Annotated in this window: 13 protein-coding genes and 1 pseudogene; 13 read left to right on the top strand and 1 reads right to left on the bottom strand. The window is 51.2% G+C overall.

The features are described from left to right. The first annotated feature begins 44 nt into the window (after positions 1-44). A complete protein-coding gene (locus EHW56_RS09415; protein WP_216644451.1) occupies positions 45-1,148 on the top strand; it encodes a glycerophosphodiester phosphodiesterase in 1,104 nt (367 codons plus the stop codon). Between the two features lie 211 nt (positions 1,149-1,359). On the opposite strand, the gene EHW56_RS09420 is transcribed toward EHW56_RS09415, so the two are convergent. Next, positions 1,360-2,670: an MATE family efflux transporter gene (locus tag EHW56_RS09420; protein WP_152795936.1), complete on the bottom strand. Its 1,311-nt coding sequence runs from the start codon at positions 2,668-2,670 to the stop codon at positions 1,360-1,362. Between the two features lie 678 nt (positions 2,671-3,348). Here EHW56_RS09420 and EHW56_RS09425 point away from each other — a divergent pair. The 12 genes and pseudogenes from EHW56_RS09425 to EHW56_RS09480 form a co-directional block, all read left to right on the top strand. Then, complete coding sequence (locus tag EHW56_RS09425; protein WP_046074667.1) at positions 3,349-4,374, top strand: ABC transporter permease subunit; 1,026 nt, start codon at positions 3,349-3,351, stop codon at positions 4,372-4,374. A gap of 1 nt (position 4,375) precedes the next feature. Further along, on the top strand, positions 4,376-5,419 hold the full coding sequence (locus EHW56_RS09430; protein ID WP_152795934.1) for an ABC transporter permease: 1,044 nt from the start codon (positions 4,376-4,378) through the stop codon (positions 5,417-5,419). Positions 5,420-5,465: 46 nt separating this feature from the next. Beyond that, a complete protein-coding gene (locus EHW56_RS09435; RefSeq protein ID WP_152795932.1) occupies positions 5,466-7,292 on the top strand; it encodes an extracellular solute-binding protein in 1,827 nt (608 codons plus the stop codon). An 8-nt stretch (positions 7,293-7,300) separates the two neighbouring features. Further along, the gene (locus EHW56_RS09440; RefSeq protein ID WP_077606755.1) at positions 7,301-8,167 is read left to right on the top strand and encodes an ABC transporter ATP-binding protein; all 867 of its coding nucleotides are present in this window, start codon (positions 7,301-7,303) and stop codon (positions 8,165-8,167) included. Between the two features lie 15 nt (positions 8,168-8,182). Continuing rightward, a complete protein-coding gene (locus EHW56_RS09445; protein ID WP_152795930.1) occupies positions 8,183-9,070 on the top strand; it encodes an ABC transporter ATP-binding protein in 888 nt (295 codons plus the stop codon). Between the two features lie 288 nt (positions 9,071-9,358). After that, positions 9,359-10,375: a TRAP transporter substrate-binding protein gene (locus EHW56_RS09450; RefSeq protein WP_152795928.1), complete on the top strand. Its 1,017-nt coding sequence runs from the start codon at positions 9,359-9,361 to the stop codon at positions 10,373-10,375. A gap of 62 nt (positions 10,376-10,437) precedes the next feature. Then, entirely contained in the window at positions 10,438-10,995 is a 558-nt protein-coding gene (locus tag EHW56_RS09455; RefSeq protein ID WP_077606753.1) for a TRAP transporter small permease subunit, read from the top strand. Beyond that, positions 10,988-12,304, top strand: coding sequence for a TRAP transporter large permease subunit (locus EHW56_RS09460; RefSeq protein WP_152795926.1), 1,317 nt, complete (start codon positions 10,988-10,990; stop codon positions 12,302-12,304). Before EHW56_RS09455 ends, EHW56_RS09460 begins: the two co-directional genes overlap by 8 nt. A gap of 79 nt (positions 12,305-12,383) precedes the next feature. After that, complete coding sequence (locus tag EHW56_RS09465) at positions 12,384-12,884, top strand: gluconokinase (protein ID WP_152795924.1); 501 nt, start codon at positions 12,384-12,386, stop codon at positions 12,882-12,884. Further along, positions 12,881-14,371: an NADP-dependent phosphogluconate dehydrogenase gene (gene gndA / locus EHW56_RS09470; protein WP_152795922.1), complete on the top strand. Its 1,491-nt coding sequence runs from the start codon at positions 12,881-12,883 to the stop codon at positions 14,369-14,371. Before EHW56_RS09465 ends, gndA begins: the two co-directional genes overlap by 4 nt. Positions 14,372-14,480: 109 nt before the next feature. Beyond that, entirely contained in the window at positions 14,481-15,482 is a 1,002-nt protein-coding gene (gene gntR / locus EHW56_RS09475; RefSeq protein ID WP_152795920.1) for a gluconate operon transcriptional repressor GntR, read from the top strand. A gap of 449 nt (positions 15,483-15,931) precedes the next feature. After that, a pseudogene (locus EHW56_RS09480) lies at positions 15,932-16,996 on the top strand (phospholipase D-like domain-containing protein); the annotation flags it as partial. Between the last annotated feature and the right edge of the window lie 331 nt (positions 16,997-17,327).

The raw sequence follows: 17,327 nt of genomic DNA on the forward strand, positions 1-17,327 counted from the left end.
CGTTTAATTATCTCGCCAATTTCAACGACATTAAGGAGTTTCCGTTGAACACATCATTAAAAGCGACCTTGAGCGTGACGGCCACTGCCCTGAGTGTGGCCAGTGCCTTATCTTACCCTTCTTTTGCCCAAGCCAGTGACAGTGCGCTTGGCGAACAACTTGGCATTGCTGATCACGCCGTGATTGCCCACCGTGGTGATTCTTACAATGCACCAGAATCAACCTTGCCGGCCTACCAACTTGCGTGTGAAGTGGGGGCCGATTATCTCGAGCTTGATCTGCAACGCACTAAAGACGGCAAACTGATTGCGGTGCATGACGACAACCTTAAGCGCAACACTAATATTGAGACAGTTTATCCTGAGCGTGCCGACGACCCGGTCAATACCTTTACTTGGGCAGAGCTGGAAAAGCTGGATGCGGGCAGCTGGTTTAATCAGTCATACCCAGAGCGTGCGCGTGAGAGCTTCCGCGGCTTGAAGCTAGTGACGCTGGATCAGGTACGTGAAATCGCTGAAGACTGTGCCCATCAGCCAGGACTTTATATCGAAACCAAGGTGCCGGAGTTTTTCCCAGGGATTGAGCAGGATTTGAAGCAAGACTTGACCGAGCATGGTTGGTTAGATGACGACGCCAAAGGCAAAGTGATCCTGCAGACTTTTAATAAATCGAGCCTTGAAGCATTGCAAGATGTGATGCCAAACGTGCCAAAAATCTTGCTGCTATGGGCAGGCGATGGCTACATTCCGACCAAAGACAGCGCGCCGAAAGCGGATGATGAGTCCTACGCTCAGTACTATGCGCGCCAAGAAGTGGCCTCGAAAGCCGACTACGCAGAGTGGTTGGATTATGCCAAGGAGCACGGTGCCATCGGTGTAGGCCCGTCGGGCACGCAAGCCAACTTCGATGATGCCTGGTCAAGCCAATTTAGCTATATGGACCTGGCGAAGACCTGGATGGTGGACATGAGCCATGAAAAAGGCTTATTGATGCACATGTACACCTTGGACGATCGCGAAGATTTGATTCGTTACCGTGAGCGTGGCGTGGATGGCTTCTTTACCAACCGTCCTAACGTGGCGGTTAAAGCCTTAACCGACAGTGACGGTAAAGACATTGAAGCGACCTTAACGCAACTGGGTTATTAACCCCGCGCGTTAACCGTTTTTATCCTTTGAGCCCGCCTTATATTTGGTGGGCTTTTTAGTTGGGGGCGAACGCTGGAGGGTTTGATGATCGGCTTAGTTCGCTAAGCAGACCCTCCGCGCCATGGATGGCGCGGCGGAGCCTCCAGGGAAGGATTGACGGCGTGTCTGTGTGCGAACTGAGCCGATGCCCCAAGGTTGACGTTTTGGCTCTCTATTCGCTCGCCATCAGTTTGGCCAGCGTACGTCGGTACATGGCATAAGCCACGGCGCCTGCGAGTAGGTTGCCGATTAAGGCACCGGCAAACAGGCCAAATAGCTCGCCGATTTGTGCGCCTAACCAGAGGCAGGGCAGGAAAAACGCAAATAGGCGGAGCGCAGAAATGGTTAGGGCGGTGTATGAGCGACCTAATGCATTGGTAATGGACACCATCAACATACACACCCCCAGAGCGCCAAGACTAAACGGCACTAGCGTGAGGTGGGTGTACAAGATATCGGTGACTTGTCGATCGCTGGTCATCAAGTCCGCCAAGGGAGCGGCAGCAAGCCAGGTCACCACGGCAATCAGCAATTGAAAGCCGAGAATAAACTGACACGCTAACTTAACCAAATGGCGCACTTCGGTCAGATCGCCTTTACCCAGCAAACGACCCACCATGGGGGGCATCGACATGGTTAATGCCAGCACCGAGACAATGGCAAAGAACTCAAAGCGTGAACCCAATGCCCAGGCGGCCACTGCCGCTGAGCCAAAGCTGGCGAGCAGCTTGGTGGCCAGCATAGATGACACCGGCGGCAGCAGCTGGCTGATCATCGCCGGTCCCATAATGTGGCCAATCGAACCCACACTTTGTTTGATGTCTAAGTCCTGCCAGTCAAACGAAACCCAGCCTTTGCCGAACACGCGAGGCGCGACAATGGCAATGCCAGCGCCAAACGCAATCAAGGTTGCCACGGCCGCGCCATTAATGCCCCAATCGAGCCAAAAGATAAACACCGGGTCGAGCGCAAGGTTTAATAAGCTGGTGACCACCATCATGGAGCCCGGCAACATGGTGTTGCCATTAGCACGTGCTAGGCTGTAAAAGAAGTAAAGCACCGCGCCTGTCCAGGCACTGATCAACCAAATTTGCCAGTAGCTATCAATCACCGGAAATACCTTGTCTGGCGCATCGAGCAACATCAAGATCGGGTGGCGTAAGGCATAGAGCAAGCCGGCAAACAATGCCACGCCTGTGGTGCCGATAAATAAAATTAAACCGCCTAGTTGTTTGGCATAGCGACACTGATCGGCCCCGAGCGCGCGCGAGATCACCGCCGTGGTCGCAATCCCGAGTCCGACTTGAATGCCGATAATGATCATCTGAATGGGCAAGGTGAAGCCTTGTGCCGCGAGGGGGAGCACGCCCAACTGACCAATGAAGGCACTATCGACAAGTTGAAAACTCATCAGTGACAGTACGCCAAACAGCATGGGTAGGGTGGTCGAGAACAAGCGTTTTGCGCGAGAAGCAGACTCCATCAGGCACTCTTTACATTAATAGGGTGAAAAAAGCCGAGCAGGAAGAGGCTCGGCATCACTCGACCAATTGTAGAGGATTGCTAAAAATTACCAACCCCTAATAAATGCGGGTATTCAGTGTCAGTGAGCCTGACCCTAGCGATGCGATGGACGTTCAGGGGGCGACTGCACACAATCATTGGGGTTAGTGATTCATGCTGGTAGTTCTGGTTTATAGTGAAACAAGTCACTATCACTGTTGCACTGATCCTGATGAATGAATATGAGATTGAGGATGGAGCGGGAGGATGGTTGTCTGTTTATCAAGGCAGGCACTGTGGTGGGTTTTCGGTGCGTGCAATCACAAGAAGATACAAGGTTTCGGTGAAATGTCATTTTTATTGCATTTTAAACCAAACCTTTTTAACTATTGATTGAAATATTTATTGCTTTTAGCGATAAGCAAGCTAGCACAACACAGTAATTAGTGCCGGAATAACGTCATTGTTTTGTCGCAAAAAATGACTTTTGACAGCGTGTTATCGTTGATCGTGACCAAAATTCAAGATAAATATAGACCACTTTATATAAGTGTGTAATACGTATTGTTGCTTTCAGTGCTTAGGATGGCCAAGAGAACGCAACGGCAGGCGCAGTGCTCTGCAAAAATATCAGACAGTGGACAGGGAGTAGTGGACTATGCTGTCGTACTTTTTACGCCGGTTACTGTTGGTGATCCCGACGTTTCTCGGCATTACCATTTTGATTTTCGGTATAACCCGCCTAGTACCAGGTGGGCCGGTTGAACGGATGATGACGCAAATGCAGGCTCAAGCCGATGGTGGCTCGAGCTTGCAGCGTGCTGGCGATAGCTCAGCGTTATCAGACGATCAGATTGCCGAACTCAAGGCATTTTACGGCCTCGATAAACCCGTGCTCGAGGCCTACGTGGATTGGCTCGGCAAACTGGCCAATTTGGACTTGGGCGAGTCGACCCGCTACTACGAGCCGGTCACCGACATGATTGCCGAGCGTCTGCCCGTCTCTTTGTTTTATGGCGGGATGACCTTCTTCATCAGTTATTTCATTTCTCTTCCGCTTGGTTATTACAAAGCCCTCAAACACGGCTCGGTGTTTGATTCGTCCTCCTCTGTGCTGATATTTATTGGTTTTGCCTTACCCGGCTATGTGGTCGGGGTATTGCTGATCACCTTATTTAGCTATCACCTCGAATGGTTTCCGATGGGGGGCTTTGTGGGGGACGCTTACTACGATGCCACCAGTTTTTGGGAACGCGCCAAAGATGTGATGTGGCATGCGGTACTGCCGCTGATTTGTTATCTGATTGGCGATTTTGCCACCCTGACCATGACGATGAAAAACAACCTGATGGAAAACTTGTCGGCGGACTATATCCGTACGGCTATCGCCAAAGGGTTACCGTTCCGCTCGGCGGTGCGCAAACACGCGCTGCGCAACAGCTTAATTCCGATTGCCAGCCATTTTGGCAACTCCTTGTTGTTCTTTATGACTGGTGCGTTTTTGATTGAAGTGATTTTCAACATCAATGGCATTGGCTTACTTGGCTATGAGTCGATTATGGAGCGCGATTATCCGGTGGTGATGGGCATTGTCGCCATCAATGCGCTATTACTGCTGGCCGGCAATATTATCTCCGATATCTGTGTTGCCTTGGTTGACCCTCGCGTGAAGTTTGGATCTTGATATGTTGACGTTTAGCCCTTTGACTCAAAAGAAAATCCGCAGCTTTAAGCAAATTAAACGCGGTTACTGGTCGTTTATCATCTTGACCACCATGTTGGTGTTATCGCTGTTTGCCGAGCTTTTTATCAACAGTAAAGCGTTAATGGTCAAATACGACGGTGAATATTATTTCCCGGTACTGAGTGATGTGTACTTGGCGAGCGACTTTGGTCAAGTGGGCACCAGCGAAGCCAACTATCGTCAACTTGCCAAAGCCTTTGAGGCACAAGGCGGTGACAATTATGTGGTGATGCCCCTAGTGCCGTGGAACCCGCTTGAGCAAGATTTCAGCGGTGACTTCCCACCGACCATGCCGAGCGCTGAGCATCAGCATTACCTTGGCACCGATGAGATTGGTCGCGACATCCTCGCTCGCTTGGTGTATGGCTTTCGTATCGCCATGGGCTTTGCGTTGCTCACCATGGCCGCTTCCTATGCGATTGGCACGGCTGTCGGCTGTGCGATGGGCTTTTGGGGCGGCAAGTTTGACCTTTTCTTCCAACGCTTTATCGAAATCTGGTCGATGGTGCCTTTTTTGTACGTGATCATGATTTTGGTCTCGATTCTCCAGCCCACTTTTGCTCTGTTTGTGGGGATTAACGTGTTGTTTGGCTGGATGGCGATTACTTGGTATATGCGCACCATGACCTATAAAGAGTCAGCGCGTGATTATGTGATGGCCGCGCGTGCACTCGGTGCCTCGACCAGCCGGATCTTATTCCGTCATATTTTGCCCAATACCATGGTGATGATTGTGACTTTGGCGCCCTTTACCATCGCACTCAATATTACCGCGCTAACGGCGCTGGATTATCTCGGCCTAGGACTGATGCCGCCGACGCCAAGTTGGGGCGAGCTGTTGCAGCAAGGCAAATCAAATTTGGACGCGCCATGGATTGTTGCGTCCGTGGTGACCTCACTGGTGGTGGTATTGGTGATGGTGACTTTCATTGGTGAAGCGGTGCGCGCTGCTTTCGACCCGAAAAAATTCACCCGTTACGACTAACGTTAAACACAATGTGCAATGTTTGAATCACGATAAGGAAATCACGATGAAAAAACTGATCCTTGCGACCTCAATCTCAATGTTTAGCCTGACTGGCTGGGCGGCGGATTTGCCTGAAAACCTCAATTGGCAAACCAACTGGGATGCGCCTAAAATCGGCTCTCCCGACGCCAAACGTGGCGGCGTTTTGCGCTCACACTTAAGCTCCTTTCCCCAGACGCTGCGCACGGTTGGCCCAGACTCCAACTCAGGCCTGCGCAGTTATTTTCTCGATGAAATGCCTTCATTGGTAAAGCGCCACCCAGACACCTTGGAATGGATCCCGGATTTGGCCAACGAGTGGGCCTATGGCGACGACCATAAAACCATCTACTTTAAACTGAACCCAGAGGCGACCTGGTCGGATGGCGAGCCCGTCACCGCTGATGATTTTGTCTTTATGATGCAGTTCTACCGCTCGAAAGACATTGTTGCCCCTTGGTACAACGACTACTACACCAACACCATTGGTGGGGTAGAGAAAATTGACCAACACACCATTACGATCTCGACCGCGATAGAGAAAAGTGACGAAGATCTGATGTATACCCTGGGTAGCTTGGTCCCACGTCCCGCGCACTTTTACGCCAATCCGCGCAAAGATGAAAACCACGATGGCATTGCCGACGACTTTGTACGCCGCTACAACTTCAAACCGACCCCCACCGTGGGCCCGTACGAGTTAGCGCGGGTGCAAAAAGGCCGCAGCGTTACCTTTGAGCACGTGGATGACTGGTGGGGCTACACCAACCCCTATTATCAGCACCGCTATAACGTCGACAAAATTCGTCTGCGGGTGATCCGAGATAACGACATCGCCATGAAGCACTTTGAAAAAGGCAACTTGGATGTGTTCGACTTGCTATTACCGGATGTGTGGCACGACAAAACCCAATCTGAACCTTATAAAAAAGGCTATATCACCAAATTCTGGGGCCACAACGAATTACCGGTTGGCGCGGGGGGGTTATGGATGAATACCGCCATGCCGCTGCTGGATGACATCAATGTGCGCAAAGGCATCATCTATGCCACGGACTTTGATGGCATGATTGAAAACATTACCCGTGGTGACTACTCACGCAAGCCCCATGCAATGGGGCATGGTCATGGTGAGTACGATAACGATGGTGCGACGCCACCACCGTTTGACCCTGAAAAAGCGATCAGCTATTTCGAAAAAGCCGGCTTTGACCAAGTGGGCCCTGATGGCATTCGTGTTAACGACAAAGGCGAGCGTTTAAGCTTTGCGATTACTTATGGGTATCAGCATCACACGCCGCGTATTGCCTATTTGAAAGAGCAAGCGAAGCAAGCGGGGTTGGACTTTACCATTCATCTGGTTGATGGCTCATCGGCGTTTAAATACGTGCTGGAGAAAAAGCATCAGCTAGCGTTTCTTAATATGGGCACCTCAGAAATCCCGGCCTATTGGGAGTACTTCCACTCGGATAACGCCAATAAAAAGCAAACCAACAACCACACCAATTATAGCTCCCCGGCGCTGGATAAGTTGATCATGGCGTACAAGACCGAATTCGACATGGCGAAGAAATACCAGCTGTCGCACCAGATCCGCGCTAAGATCTCAGAAGCTAGTGTGATTGTGCCCGGGTACATGGTGCCCTATGTGCGTCAAGGTTTTTGGCGTTATGTGCAAATCCCAGATAACGCAATGACCAAGCGCACCGAGAAGATGGTGACCAGCGGCCGCGTGATGGGCTTTGGCACCTTCTGGATCGATGAAGAGATGAAAGACGCCACCGAAGAGGCCATGGACGATGATAAAGCCTTTGAGCCGGTGACCATCATTGATGACAGATACAAGCTGTAGAGGCGCTTATGACCCAGGATGTCATTCTTTCGGTTAAGGATTTGACCGTTAATTTTACCACTGACGATGGCCCCCGTGAGGTACTTCACGGGGTGAGCTTTGAAGTAAAAGCCGGGCGCACGCTCGGCTTGGTGGGCGAGTCGGGCAGTGGCAAAAGTGTCACGGCAATGTCGATCATGGGCTTGCTCCCTAAGCCTTACGGACAGGTGACCGGCGGCGAGATTCTGTATCGCGGGACAGACTTGGTGACCTTGCCCGCCAAAGAGCGCTATGCAATGCGCGGTAATCGGATCTCGATTATCTTTCAAGACCCAATGACGGCGCTGAACCCTGTGCACACCATTGGTCGGCAAATCAATGAAGTCTTGACGCTACACCGCCCAGAGCTCGACAAAAAAGCACGTGCGGCGTGTGCGCTCGATATGCTGGCTAAGGTGAAAATCCCGATGCCAGAAAAGCGACTGAACGAGTATCCGCATAACCTATCCGGCGGGATGCGTCAGCGGGTAATGATCGCGATGGCACTGGCCTGTAAGCCTGACATCTTGATTTGTGATGAGCCAACCACCGCCCTAGATGTGACGGTGCAGGCCTCGATTTTGGACTTGATCAACGAGCTGCAAGAAGAAACCGGCATGGCGGTGATTTTTATCACTCACGATCTGGGGGTGGTCGCAGAGGTGTGTGACGATGTGGCGGTGATGTACGACGGCCAAATTCGCGAACGCGCTGATATCTTTACCTTGTTTGATCATCCAGCCCATCCGTATACCAAGCGGTTGTTGGGATTAATGCCGGGGCGTCACCATCAGCCCAAACAGATGATTGATATTCGGCCGCTGGAAGAGTTTGATGCCGCGCCATCATCCACGTAGTTGCAGGAGAACGCGATGAGCAAGGAAGTCCTCAGAGTAGAAAATCTGAAGCAGTATTTTGTCTCGGGCAAGGGCCTGCTTCGTCAAGGCTACACCATTAAAGCCGTCGATGGCGTATCGCTCTCGGTATCCCAAGGCGAAACGCTCGGGCTAGTGGGCGAGTCGGGGTGTGGCAAAAGCACCCTTGGCCGTACCATGCTTAAGCTGTTTGAGCCGACCGAAGGGAAAATTTTCTTTGAAGGTAAAGACATCACGCATTTATCGCCACGTCAGATGCGGCCACTGCGTAAAGACATGCAGATTGTCTTTCAAGACCCGCTCGAGTCGCTCAACCAGCGCCATACCATTGGTGGGATCTTAGAAGAGCCCTTTATTATTCACAATATTGGCACCGCGAAAGAGCGTCGCCAATGGGTACTTGAGCTATTAGATAAAGTCGGCTTGCCCCACGATGCGGTTAACCGCTATCCGCATGAGTTCTCGGGCGGCCAGCGCCAGCGGATTGGTATTGCGCGAGCGATTGCCCTTAAACCGAAACTGCTTATTTGTGACGAATCTGTCTCCGCCTTGGATGTGTCGGTGCAGGCACAAATTCTTAATCTGTTGCTGAAGTTACAGCAACAGATGAACTTGGCGATGATTTTTATCTCCCACGACTTATCGGTGGTTCGCCATATCTCCGATAAGGTGGCAGTGATGTACTTTGGTCATGTGGTGGAAGAGGGTCTGACCGAAACCGTCTACCATCAGCCGCAGCATGAGTACACCCAAAAGCTACTCTCCGCGATCCCAATCACCCATCCCAAATATCGCAAACACAAACGCCGCGCTGAGCAGCCGGCCGCTGACGCGGATATTCAGCACGAGTCGGTGGGCGAAAAAAAGCCTGAAACCACCCGCTAGCACCGTTTCCCACCCTGTTTCAGGGTGGGCATCGGTTCATGCTTACGCTTTTTACCGAGGACGCTAGCACGACAACCGCCAATGTGGTGTGCCTCACACTTCTTCCTCTTTGCTTTATCCTTGTGACAGATTAATCAATAACTGTGAGTGCGATCTCTGTTCATGCATCAGTGTTACCGGTAACTTTACGACGTAGAACGTTGGTAACATAACTATTACATCCAGTGTTTCGACCAATCGCATTCCAGGACTTTGGAATAAGTGGAAATAAAACAAGGACATCCTACTATGAAAGCAATAACGAAAACCCTGCTCGCTGCCTCTATCTCTGGCTTGTTCTCTGTGTCAGCGATGGCGGCGGATTTTAATCTGAAAATCCAATCCTCTGATCCCTCTGGTGATCTCAACTTTAAGGTTCAGCAGCGCTGGGCGGATCGTGTTGAGACCATGTCTGATGGCCAAATCAATATCGATTTATTGCCTGTCGGCTCTGTGGTGAAACACACCGAGACTCTTGGGGCGATAAAAATGGGGGTCCTGGACGGCCATGTCACCGCCACGGGCTACTTTTCGGGCAAAGATCCGGCCTTTGGCTTGATTGGTAATATGGTCGGTGCCTGGTCCGATACCACCCAGCTGCTGCAATACATGAATTACGGTGGCGGGAATGAGCTGATGACTGAGCTTTACGCTCCGTACGGCGTGCAGTTTGTAGGCGCATCGACCACAGGCGTTGAGTCGTTTATTTCCAAAAAACCGATTGATGGCGTGGCTGATCTGAAAGGGCTCAAACTGCGTGCCCCGGAAGGCTTGGTGCAGCAAGTGTTTGCCGCCGCTGGCGCCACACCGGTTAACTTGCCGGGCTCGGAAGTCTTTACCGGTCTGAGTAAAGGGGTGATTGATGCGGCCGATTACACCGTGTTTTCCACCAACCAAAAAGCGGGCATGAATGATATTGCACCGCACCCAGTGCAACCAGGCTTCCACTCGCTGCCACTGATTGATATCTCTATTGCGCAGAAAAAATGGGACAAGATGCCGGAAGACTTGCAGACCATTTTGAAAACCTCTGTTCGTGACTTTTCTTACGACATGACCACCCAACTGAAAATGGCAGATATGGCAGCCGTGAAAGAGGCCAAAGCCAACCCAGAGATCACTATCCACGATTGGTCTGACGAAGAGCGCAAGAAGTTTCGTGAAATTGCCAAAACCCAATGGAAAGTGTTTGCCGAGCGCTCACCGAATGCGCAAAAAGTGTATGACTCAGTGACCGAGTTCTTAGAAACCAATGGCTTGTTGTAAGCATTCATCCTTGTCTTGTCAGTGATAGGAGGGCATCGCCCTCCTGATTGTGGACCTATTTTATGACTGAACAAACACCTCATACCCCGCCCGAGCCCGACGAGCACCCAAGAAACGTACTCGATAGAGCGATCATTAAGGTGAGCCACCTATTAAGTTGGTTGTTTATCGCCACCGTCTTTATCTCTTTTTATGAAGTGGTGATGCGCTACCTGTTTGATTCGCCCACCACCTGGGTGCATGAAACGGCCTCATTTATCGGCGGCTCTTTGTTCATTATCGGTGGGATTTATGCCTTCGCGGCCAATCGCCATGTGCGTGTCGTCCTGGTTTACGACGCGGTGTCGTCACAAACGCGCAAATACCTCAACCTAGTTCATCACCTCGTGGGGCTCGCGTTTGCCAGTATGCTGGCTTATTCATCCTACTCACTTGCCAAGGAAGCTTGGTTTGCACCTTGGGGCGAATTACGGCTTGAGACCTCGGGGTCTGTGCTTAATGCGCCCTATCCGGCGCTGCTTAAAGGGCTGATTTTTATCGCGCTGTGTATTCTCGTGATCCAGTTTGTATTGCATCTCATCCAAGAACTGATGGGACTGAGGAACAAAGACGATGTTTGATTTATCTTCGATTGGACTGGCATGGGGAAGCCTGCTCATGCTGGTGATGCTGATTGGACTGCTGCTCACTGGGATGCAATTGGCGTTTGTGTCTGGGTTTGTGGCGATCTTTTTTACCCTCTTTTGGTTTGGCCCCGAGGCGATGCCATTAATTGCCAGCCGTACCTACAGTTTTGCCTCTGGTTACGTCTTTTTAGCCGTGCCGATGTTCGTGTTGATGGCAGCACTGCTTGACCGTTCAGGCATTGCCAAAGATCTTTTCGATGCCATGAAGTCCCTAGGGCGCAAGGTGAGAGGCGGGGTCGCGGTACAAACCATTTTAGTCGCGGTGTTGCTGGCTTCTATGTCTGGCGTGATTGGCGGTGAAACCGTGTTATTGGGGATCTTGGCGTTACCGCAAATGCTCCGCCTTGGTTATGATCGCAAACTGGCGATCGGGACCACCTGTGCCGGGGGCGCGCTCGGGACCATGCTGCCGCCCAGTATCGTACTGATTATTTACGGCATGACCGCCAGTGTATCGATTGGCGATTTGTTCAAGGCATCCTTTCTCCCCGCCTTTATTCTTGCCGCCTGTTACATCGCTTATGTGTTGGTTCGCTGTAAGTTAAACCCATCTCTGGCACCGATCCCAAGCGACAGCGGCGAAGAAGAGGAGCCGCAAGTGAGCTACTTTAAGGCGCTGTTTTTCCCGCTTTTCTCGGTAGCGGTGGTGCTTGGCAGTATTTACACCGGGGTGGCCTCGGTCACTGAAGCCTCGGCGCTTGGTGTGGTGGGGATCATGCTGTCTGCGATTGTCCGTGGTGAGATGAACCTTTCGATGCTCAAAGAGAGCGCGATTGCCACTATGCGCACTTGCGGGATGATCATGTGGATTGGCATTGGTGCCAGCGCCCTGGTGGGAATCTACAACCTGATGGGCGGGATTGATTTTGTTGAACAAGTGATCCTGAGCCTAAGTGGCGGCAGTGCGATAGGTACCTTGCTTATCATGATGGTGATCTTACTCGTCTTAGGGATGTTTCTAGACTGGGTCGGGGTGGCGCTGTTAACCATGCCGATTTTTGTGCCCATCATCACCGGGCTTGGTTTTGACCCCATTTGGTTCGGGGTGGTGTTCTGCCTCAACATGCAGGTGTCGTTCCTTTCGCCACCATTTGGACCCGCTGCCTTCTACCTTAAATCGGTCGCCCCGAAAGACATTAGTCTTGGTGAGATTTTTACCTCACTCCTGCCTTTTATCGCCCTGCAAGTGTTCGTGCTGTCATTGGTGATTATCTTCCCTGAGTTGGCAATGTGGTGGCAATGATCATGGTATTAAAACAGCAATATCGAGTTATCAAGATGTTATCGCTGGCTTGTGGCCTGGCTAAGGGTTGTGGTGTGTAATGAAAGTAAAAAAACTATTAATCATGGGGGTTTCAGGGTGCGGCAAAAGCCTGATTGGCAGTGAAATTGCCCGTGCACTCGACCTGCCTTTTTATGACGGTGACGATTATCATCCCGCTGACAATGTAGAAAAAATGCGGCAAGGGATCCCACTGACTGATGCTGACCGTAGTGGCTGGTTGCGCACCTTGAACCGTCTGTACACCGACAACGAAGCGGCGGTGATTGCCTGCTCAGCATTAAAACCGGAGTACCGTGACGTTCTGCGACAAAACAACCCAGAGTTAGTGATTGTCTACCTGCAAGGGGATTACGCCACGATTTGGTCACGGCTACAAAATCGGGCTAACCACTATTTTCATGGTGAAGCCATGCTGCGTAGCCAATTTGACGCCTTGGTCGAGCCCAGTGCTGAAGAGGCTTTGTTTGTCGATATCTCTTACCCCGTCGACACCGTGGTCGCGCACGCGTTGCAACAAATAAAGGAGATGGAGTCATGATGCCATCACAGATAAGTCTGGTTGGATTAGGTGTGATGGGGAAAAGCCTGGCTTTAAACCTTGTCGATCATGGCTTTAATGTCGCAGGCTTTGATATTAACCCGCATCACCGGCAAGCGGCGCGCGAGGCCGCGTTACCCCTGAATCAGGCGTCGGGAAAAGGCCAGCTAACGGTGGTCGATTCGCTATCTCAGCTGCTGGCCAGTTTGCAAACGCCGCGTGTTATCGCCTTGTCGGTGCCCGCCGGCGAGGTTGTTGATCGGGTGATCGATGAGTTGTTGGCGGCGGGTCTTGCACCTGACGATATTGTTATCGATACCGGCAACAGCCTGTGGACAGATAGTGAGCGGCGCGCCCGCGACTACCAAGGGCAGTTGCGCTTTTTTAACACCGCCATCTCCGGTGGGGAAGTGGGCGCGCGTACCGGCCCCTCGCTGATGGCCAGTGGCGATGCGTCAGCGTGGGCGCAGGTTAAACCCATGTGGTTGGCGATTGCGGCAAAAGTGGATCACGCCGGTCAGCCTGTGGGCCAGTTTGAGCTGGGGGAGCCGTGTGCCGCTTACTTGGGCGGTGCGGGTGTGGGTCATTATGTCAAGATGGTACATAACGGCATTGAATATGCGGACATGCAGTTAATTGCGGAAGCGTATCATTTTATGTCGCAAGCACTAGGACTGTCGGCGGTAGAAATTGGCCAATGTTTTGCTCGTTGGAACCAAGGGCCGCTCAATAGCTACTTGATGGCAATCAGCGCCGAGATCTTACAAACCCCAGACCCTATCACAGGTAAGCCGTTCGTCGAGGTGGTGCTGGATAAAGCTGGCCAAAAGGGAACAGGCATGTGGACGGCAGTGAATGCGCTGCAAACTGGTGTCGCGGCCCCGACCATTGCCCAGGCGGTGTTTGCACGCGCCCAAAGTGGCTTAAAAGCGGTGCGAGTGGCGGCAGCGAAAACTCGTACCAACTCAGCGGCTGTTGCGTATGATGATATTGATACGCAGCTTGAAAACCTACACGACGCCCTGTATTGCGCCAAACTATCGGTGTATGCCCAAGGGTTTGATCTGATCAACTCCACCGCGCAGCAACAAGGCTGGACACTGGATTTTGCGCAAATTGCCAAGATTTGGCGCGCAGGGTGCATTATCCGCGCGCAATGTTTAAGCGAGATTGCCAGCGCGTATCAACAGACGCCAGATGTCGCTAACTTGCTTCTTGTCGCGCCCTTTGCCGAGGCGGTGAGTCGCCAAGCTTCCGGCTGGCGTGCGACCGTTGCCAGTGCCGCGCAAGCGGCGGTGCCTATTCCCGCGATGGCGGCGTCATTGAGCTATTTTGATGCTCTTCATAGCGAGGTGTTACCCGCTAACTTGCTTCAGGCTCAGCGCGACTATTTTGGCGCCCATGGTTATGCACGTGTCGATGATGATGGATCACGCCAGTACCATTTGACTTGGAGTGACCAGCCAAAGCGACAACAAACACGATAAGCCAACGCGCGCTGTGATGGGCGCGCCTTTTTGTTACACGTAACAACAAAAAGGGCCAAAGAGTGGGTATGATGGAGCCAAAACAAGACTGCATCAACGAAAGACCCAGATGGCGAATAAGAAAAAGCGACCGACATTACAAGACATTGCCGATCGAGTCGGCGTCACCAAAATGACAGTAAGCCGCTGTTTACGCGACCCGGCGATGGTCTCGGACGCCGCCCGTGAAAAAATCCAATTGGCGGTAGAGGAACTGGGTTACATTCCCAATCGTGCCCCCGATATTCTCTCCAATGCAAAATCCCATGCAATTGGCGTACTGGTGCCTTCCCTGACCAACCAAGTCTTTGCCGAAGTGATCCGCGGGATTGAATCCGTCACCTCACCAGAGGGCTATCAAACCATGATTGCCCACTACAGCTACAGCGCCGCGCTCGAAGAGCAGAGCATTGAGTCTTTGCTCTCGTATAACGTCGATGCGATCATTTTGTCCGAAAATGTGCATACCGATAGAGCGCGTAAAATGCTGCAAACCGCCTCGATTCCGGTGATTGAAATAATGGATAGCGTATCTCCACGCCTCGAGCAAGCGGTCGGTTTTGACAACACTAAAGCCTCGCGCGATATGACTAAGGCCCTGATTGAAAAAGGCCGCCAATGCATCGCGTATTTTGCCGCCCGTATGGATGAACGCACGCGCCTAAAGCTTGAGGGCTATCATCAAGCGATTGCTCAAACCCAGCAAACGCCGATCAGCCTGCAGACTGAAGACGCCTCATCATTTACCTTAGGGGCCAAGTTACTCGGTCAGCTGCTTGAATTACATCCCGAGGTGGATGGCATTGTTTGCACCAACGATGACTTGGCGATTGGCGCTTTATATGAGTGCCAACGACGCGGGTTCAAGGTGCCGGAACACATTGCGATTGCCGGTTTTCACGGCCACGACATCAGCCAAGCCATGCTCCCCAAATTGGCGACAGTGATTACCCCCCGAGAAGAAATCGGCCGCGTCGCCGCCACCGAGCTTATCGCCCGACTCCGCGGCGCCGACACCTGGCCGAGCCACATCGATCTTGGCTACCGCATCGAACACGGGGAGAGTATTTGAGGCAGGGATCATGACACAGCGATGAGGCGTTGTCTGCGAACGCGTTAACCGCTATTTATCGCTAGCGTGAGTATGGCTGCCAGCAAACGTACGAGCAAGCAAATCAGACTTGCCCCAGTGGCGATGATGCGGCATCACGCTATTTGCATCAGCTGCACGATTATTCTGCGTTCTTTTAATTGCGGTTTAAGCGCTTTGTAGCAGCCAATAGCCGTCGTGAAGCGTTGTTCGCAAAAAATATCGTTGAGTTTTGATTGGTTGAGAGTCTTTATGTCCGCCTATAGGTCTACACATTGTTACCTATGAAGTCACTTTGTGTAGACCTCAGACGAGAGTGTGACTTAACTCTTTGTTACTATTGTTTGAAAAGTATAGAAAAGTGATCTTTTCATAGTGCCTACAATCCGTGGTTTGTAAGGTGAAACTGGCTTACCGCGTGGAAGGAAAAAATGCAGCAGGTCGGAATTTATGAGCAGCTGGTAACGCAGCTTATTGAGAGCCGTATTGATCGAGAACGATTCTATGTGGGTGAGCGAGAGCTTACCAGCAACGAGGCGTCCGTTTGGTTGTCTCGCTTTTTATCGCATGTTTTACATCATGTGCTCGACGCGGTGCCCGCCAGTGACGATCGCCTAGCTCAGCAGATTTCGCTATCCAACCAATTCTTGCTGTGGCTGAAAACCCAGATCCACGATAAAGACATTATCGACGATAATCTGCTCGCGAGTCAGGGGAAAATACTGACGGCCCTTTATGAGTTTGAAAACCCGATAGCATCTGATTTACCGCGTTATGTGCAAGATGTTTTCCCGCTAACCGGCTTAACGCAAAGTGAGCTTTTTTGTGGCAGTAATGCGGGCCTTTCATTGGAGTCAGAGCTGAAAAGAGAGATTTTATCCGCAGACAAAATCTATTGGTTGGTGTCATTCATCAAATGGGCAGGGATAAGAATTTTCCGCAAAGAGCTGGAAGCCTTTACCCGTAGTGGACGCGAGTTAAAAGTTATCACTACGTCATACATGGGCGCGACAGATGCGAAAGCGGTGGAGTACTTAGCCAGCTTACCCAATACCGAGGTGAAGTTAAGCTACAATACTGAGCGCGAGCGCCTTCACGCAAAAAGCTATTTGTTTTTACGCGAGACCGGCTATCACACCGGTTATATCGGATCGTCAAACCTCTCTCATTCTGCACTGACGAATGGTTTGGAGTGGAACCTAAAAATTACCTCGCAAGAAATTCCCCACATTATCAATAAATCACTCAGCACCTTTGAAACGTATTGGGCGTCGCATGAATTTGAGCGGTTTGATGGAGATGTAAAAAGTACCGAAAAACTGAATCAAGCCCTTCGGCAGCAGCGCGGTGGCGAAGAAGATGGCGCTACGTTTTTCTTCGACCTGACCCCTTTTCCTCACCAGCGTGAAATCCTGGAGCAGCTGACGGTTGAGCGCCAGACGCATCAACGTTTTCGCAATTTAGTGGTGGCGGCAACAGGCACTGGTAAGACACTGACTCGCATAACGCTATAGGCGATACAAAACAACCCGACATGTAGAGCCGAGCTGTCTTTATATAACAGATAGTTGAGCGCCGCGAACCGCTATTTATCACTCAATATTCTGGATCTGCTCAAAGAATAAAAATTAAAAGCCTTTAAAAACAATCAATTAATACTATTTTTGAATTATTATACCCACAACTACCCACTATACTACCCATTGATAGAAATTTCATATCTGAGTAGCTTCTTTGTTCACTACCCATGATTATAAACTGGGATAAGTGGGAAACTGGGAATTCCTAAGCCTTTTCCTGTCACCTCGTCTCACCCGAAGAAAACCT

Source organism: Salinivibrio sp. VGrn1 (assembly GCF_009377995.1).
Classification (GTDB): Bacteria; Pseudomonadota; Gammaproteobacteria; order Enterobacterales; family Vibrionaceae; genus Salinivibrio; species Salinivibrio siamensis.

Coding starts and splice junctions, on each gene's coding strand:
- EHW56_RS09420 (WP_152795936.1), bottom strand. CDS start 2,670: ATGGAGTCTGCTTCTCGCGCAAAACGCTTGTTCTCGACCACCCTACCC.
- EHW56_RS09425 (WP_046074667.1), top strand. CDS start 3,349: ATGCTGTCGTACTTTTTACGCCGGTTACTGTTGGTGATCCCGACGTTT.
- EHW56_RS09430 (WP_152795934.1), top strand. CDS start 4,376: ATGTTGACGTTTAGCCCTTTGACTCAAAAGAAAATCCGCAGCTTTAAG.
- EHW56_RS09435 (WP_152795932.1), top strand. CDS start 5,466: ATGAAAAAACTGATCCTTGCGACCTCAATCTCAATGTTTAGCCTGACT.
- EHW56_RS09440 (WP_077606755.1), top strand. CDS start 7,301: ATGACCCAGGATGTCATTCTTTCGGTTAAGGATTTGACCGTTAATTTT.
- EHW56_RS09445 (WP_152795930.1), top strand. CDS start 8,183: ATGAGCAAGGAAGTCCTCAGAGTAGAAAATCTGAAGCAGTATTTTGTC.
- EHW56_RS09450 (WP_152795928.1), top strand. CDS start 9,359: ATGAAAGCAATAACGAAAACCCTGCTCGCTGCCTCTATCTCTGGCTTG.
- EHW56_RS09455 (WP_077606753.1), top strand. CDS start 10,438: ATGACTGAACAAACACCTCATACCCCGCCCGAGCCCGACGAGCACCCA.
- EHW56_RS09460 (WP_152795926.1), top strand. CDS start 10,988: ATGTTTGATTTATCTTCGATTGGACTGGCATGGGGAAGCCTGCTCATG.
- EHW56_RS09465 (WP_152795924.1), top strand. CDS start 12,384: ATGAAAGTAAAAAAACTATTAATCATGGGGGTTTCAGGGTGCGGCAAA.
- gndA (WP_152795922.1), top strand. CDS start 12,881: ATGATGCCATCACAGATAAGTCTGGTTGGATTAGGTGTGATGGGGAAA.
- gntR (WP_152795920.1), top strand. CDS start 14,481: ATGGCGAATAAGAAAAAGCGACCGACATTACAAGACATTGCCGATCGA.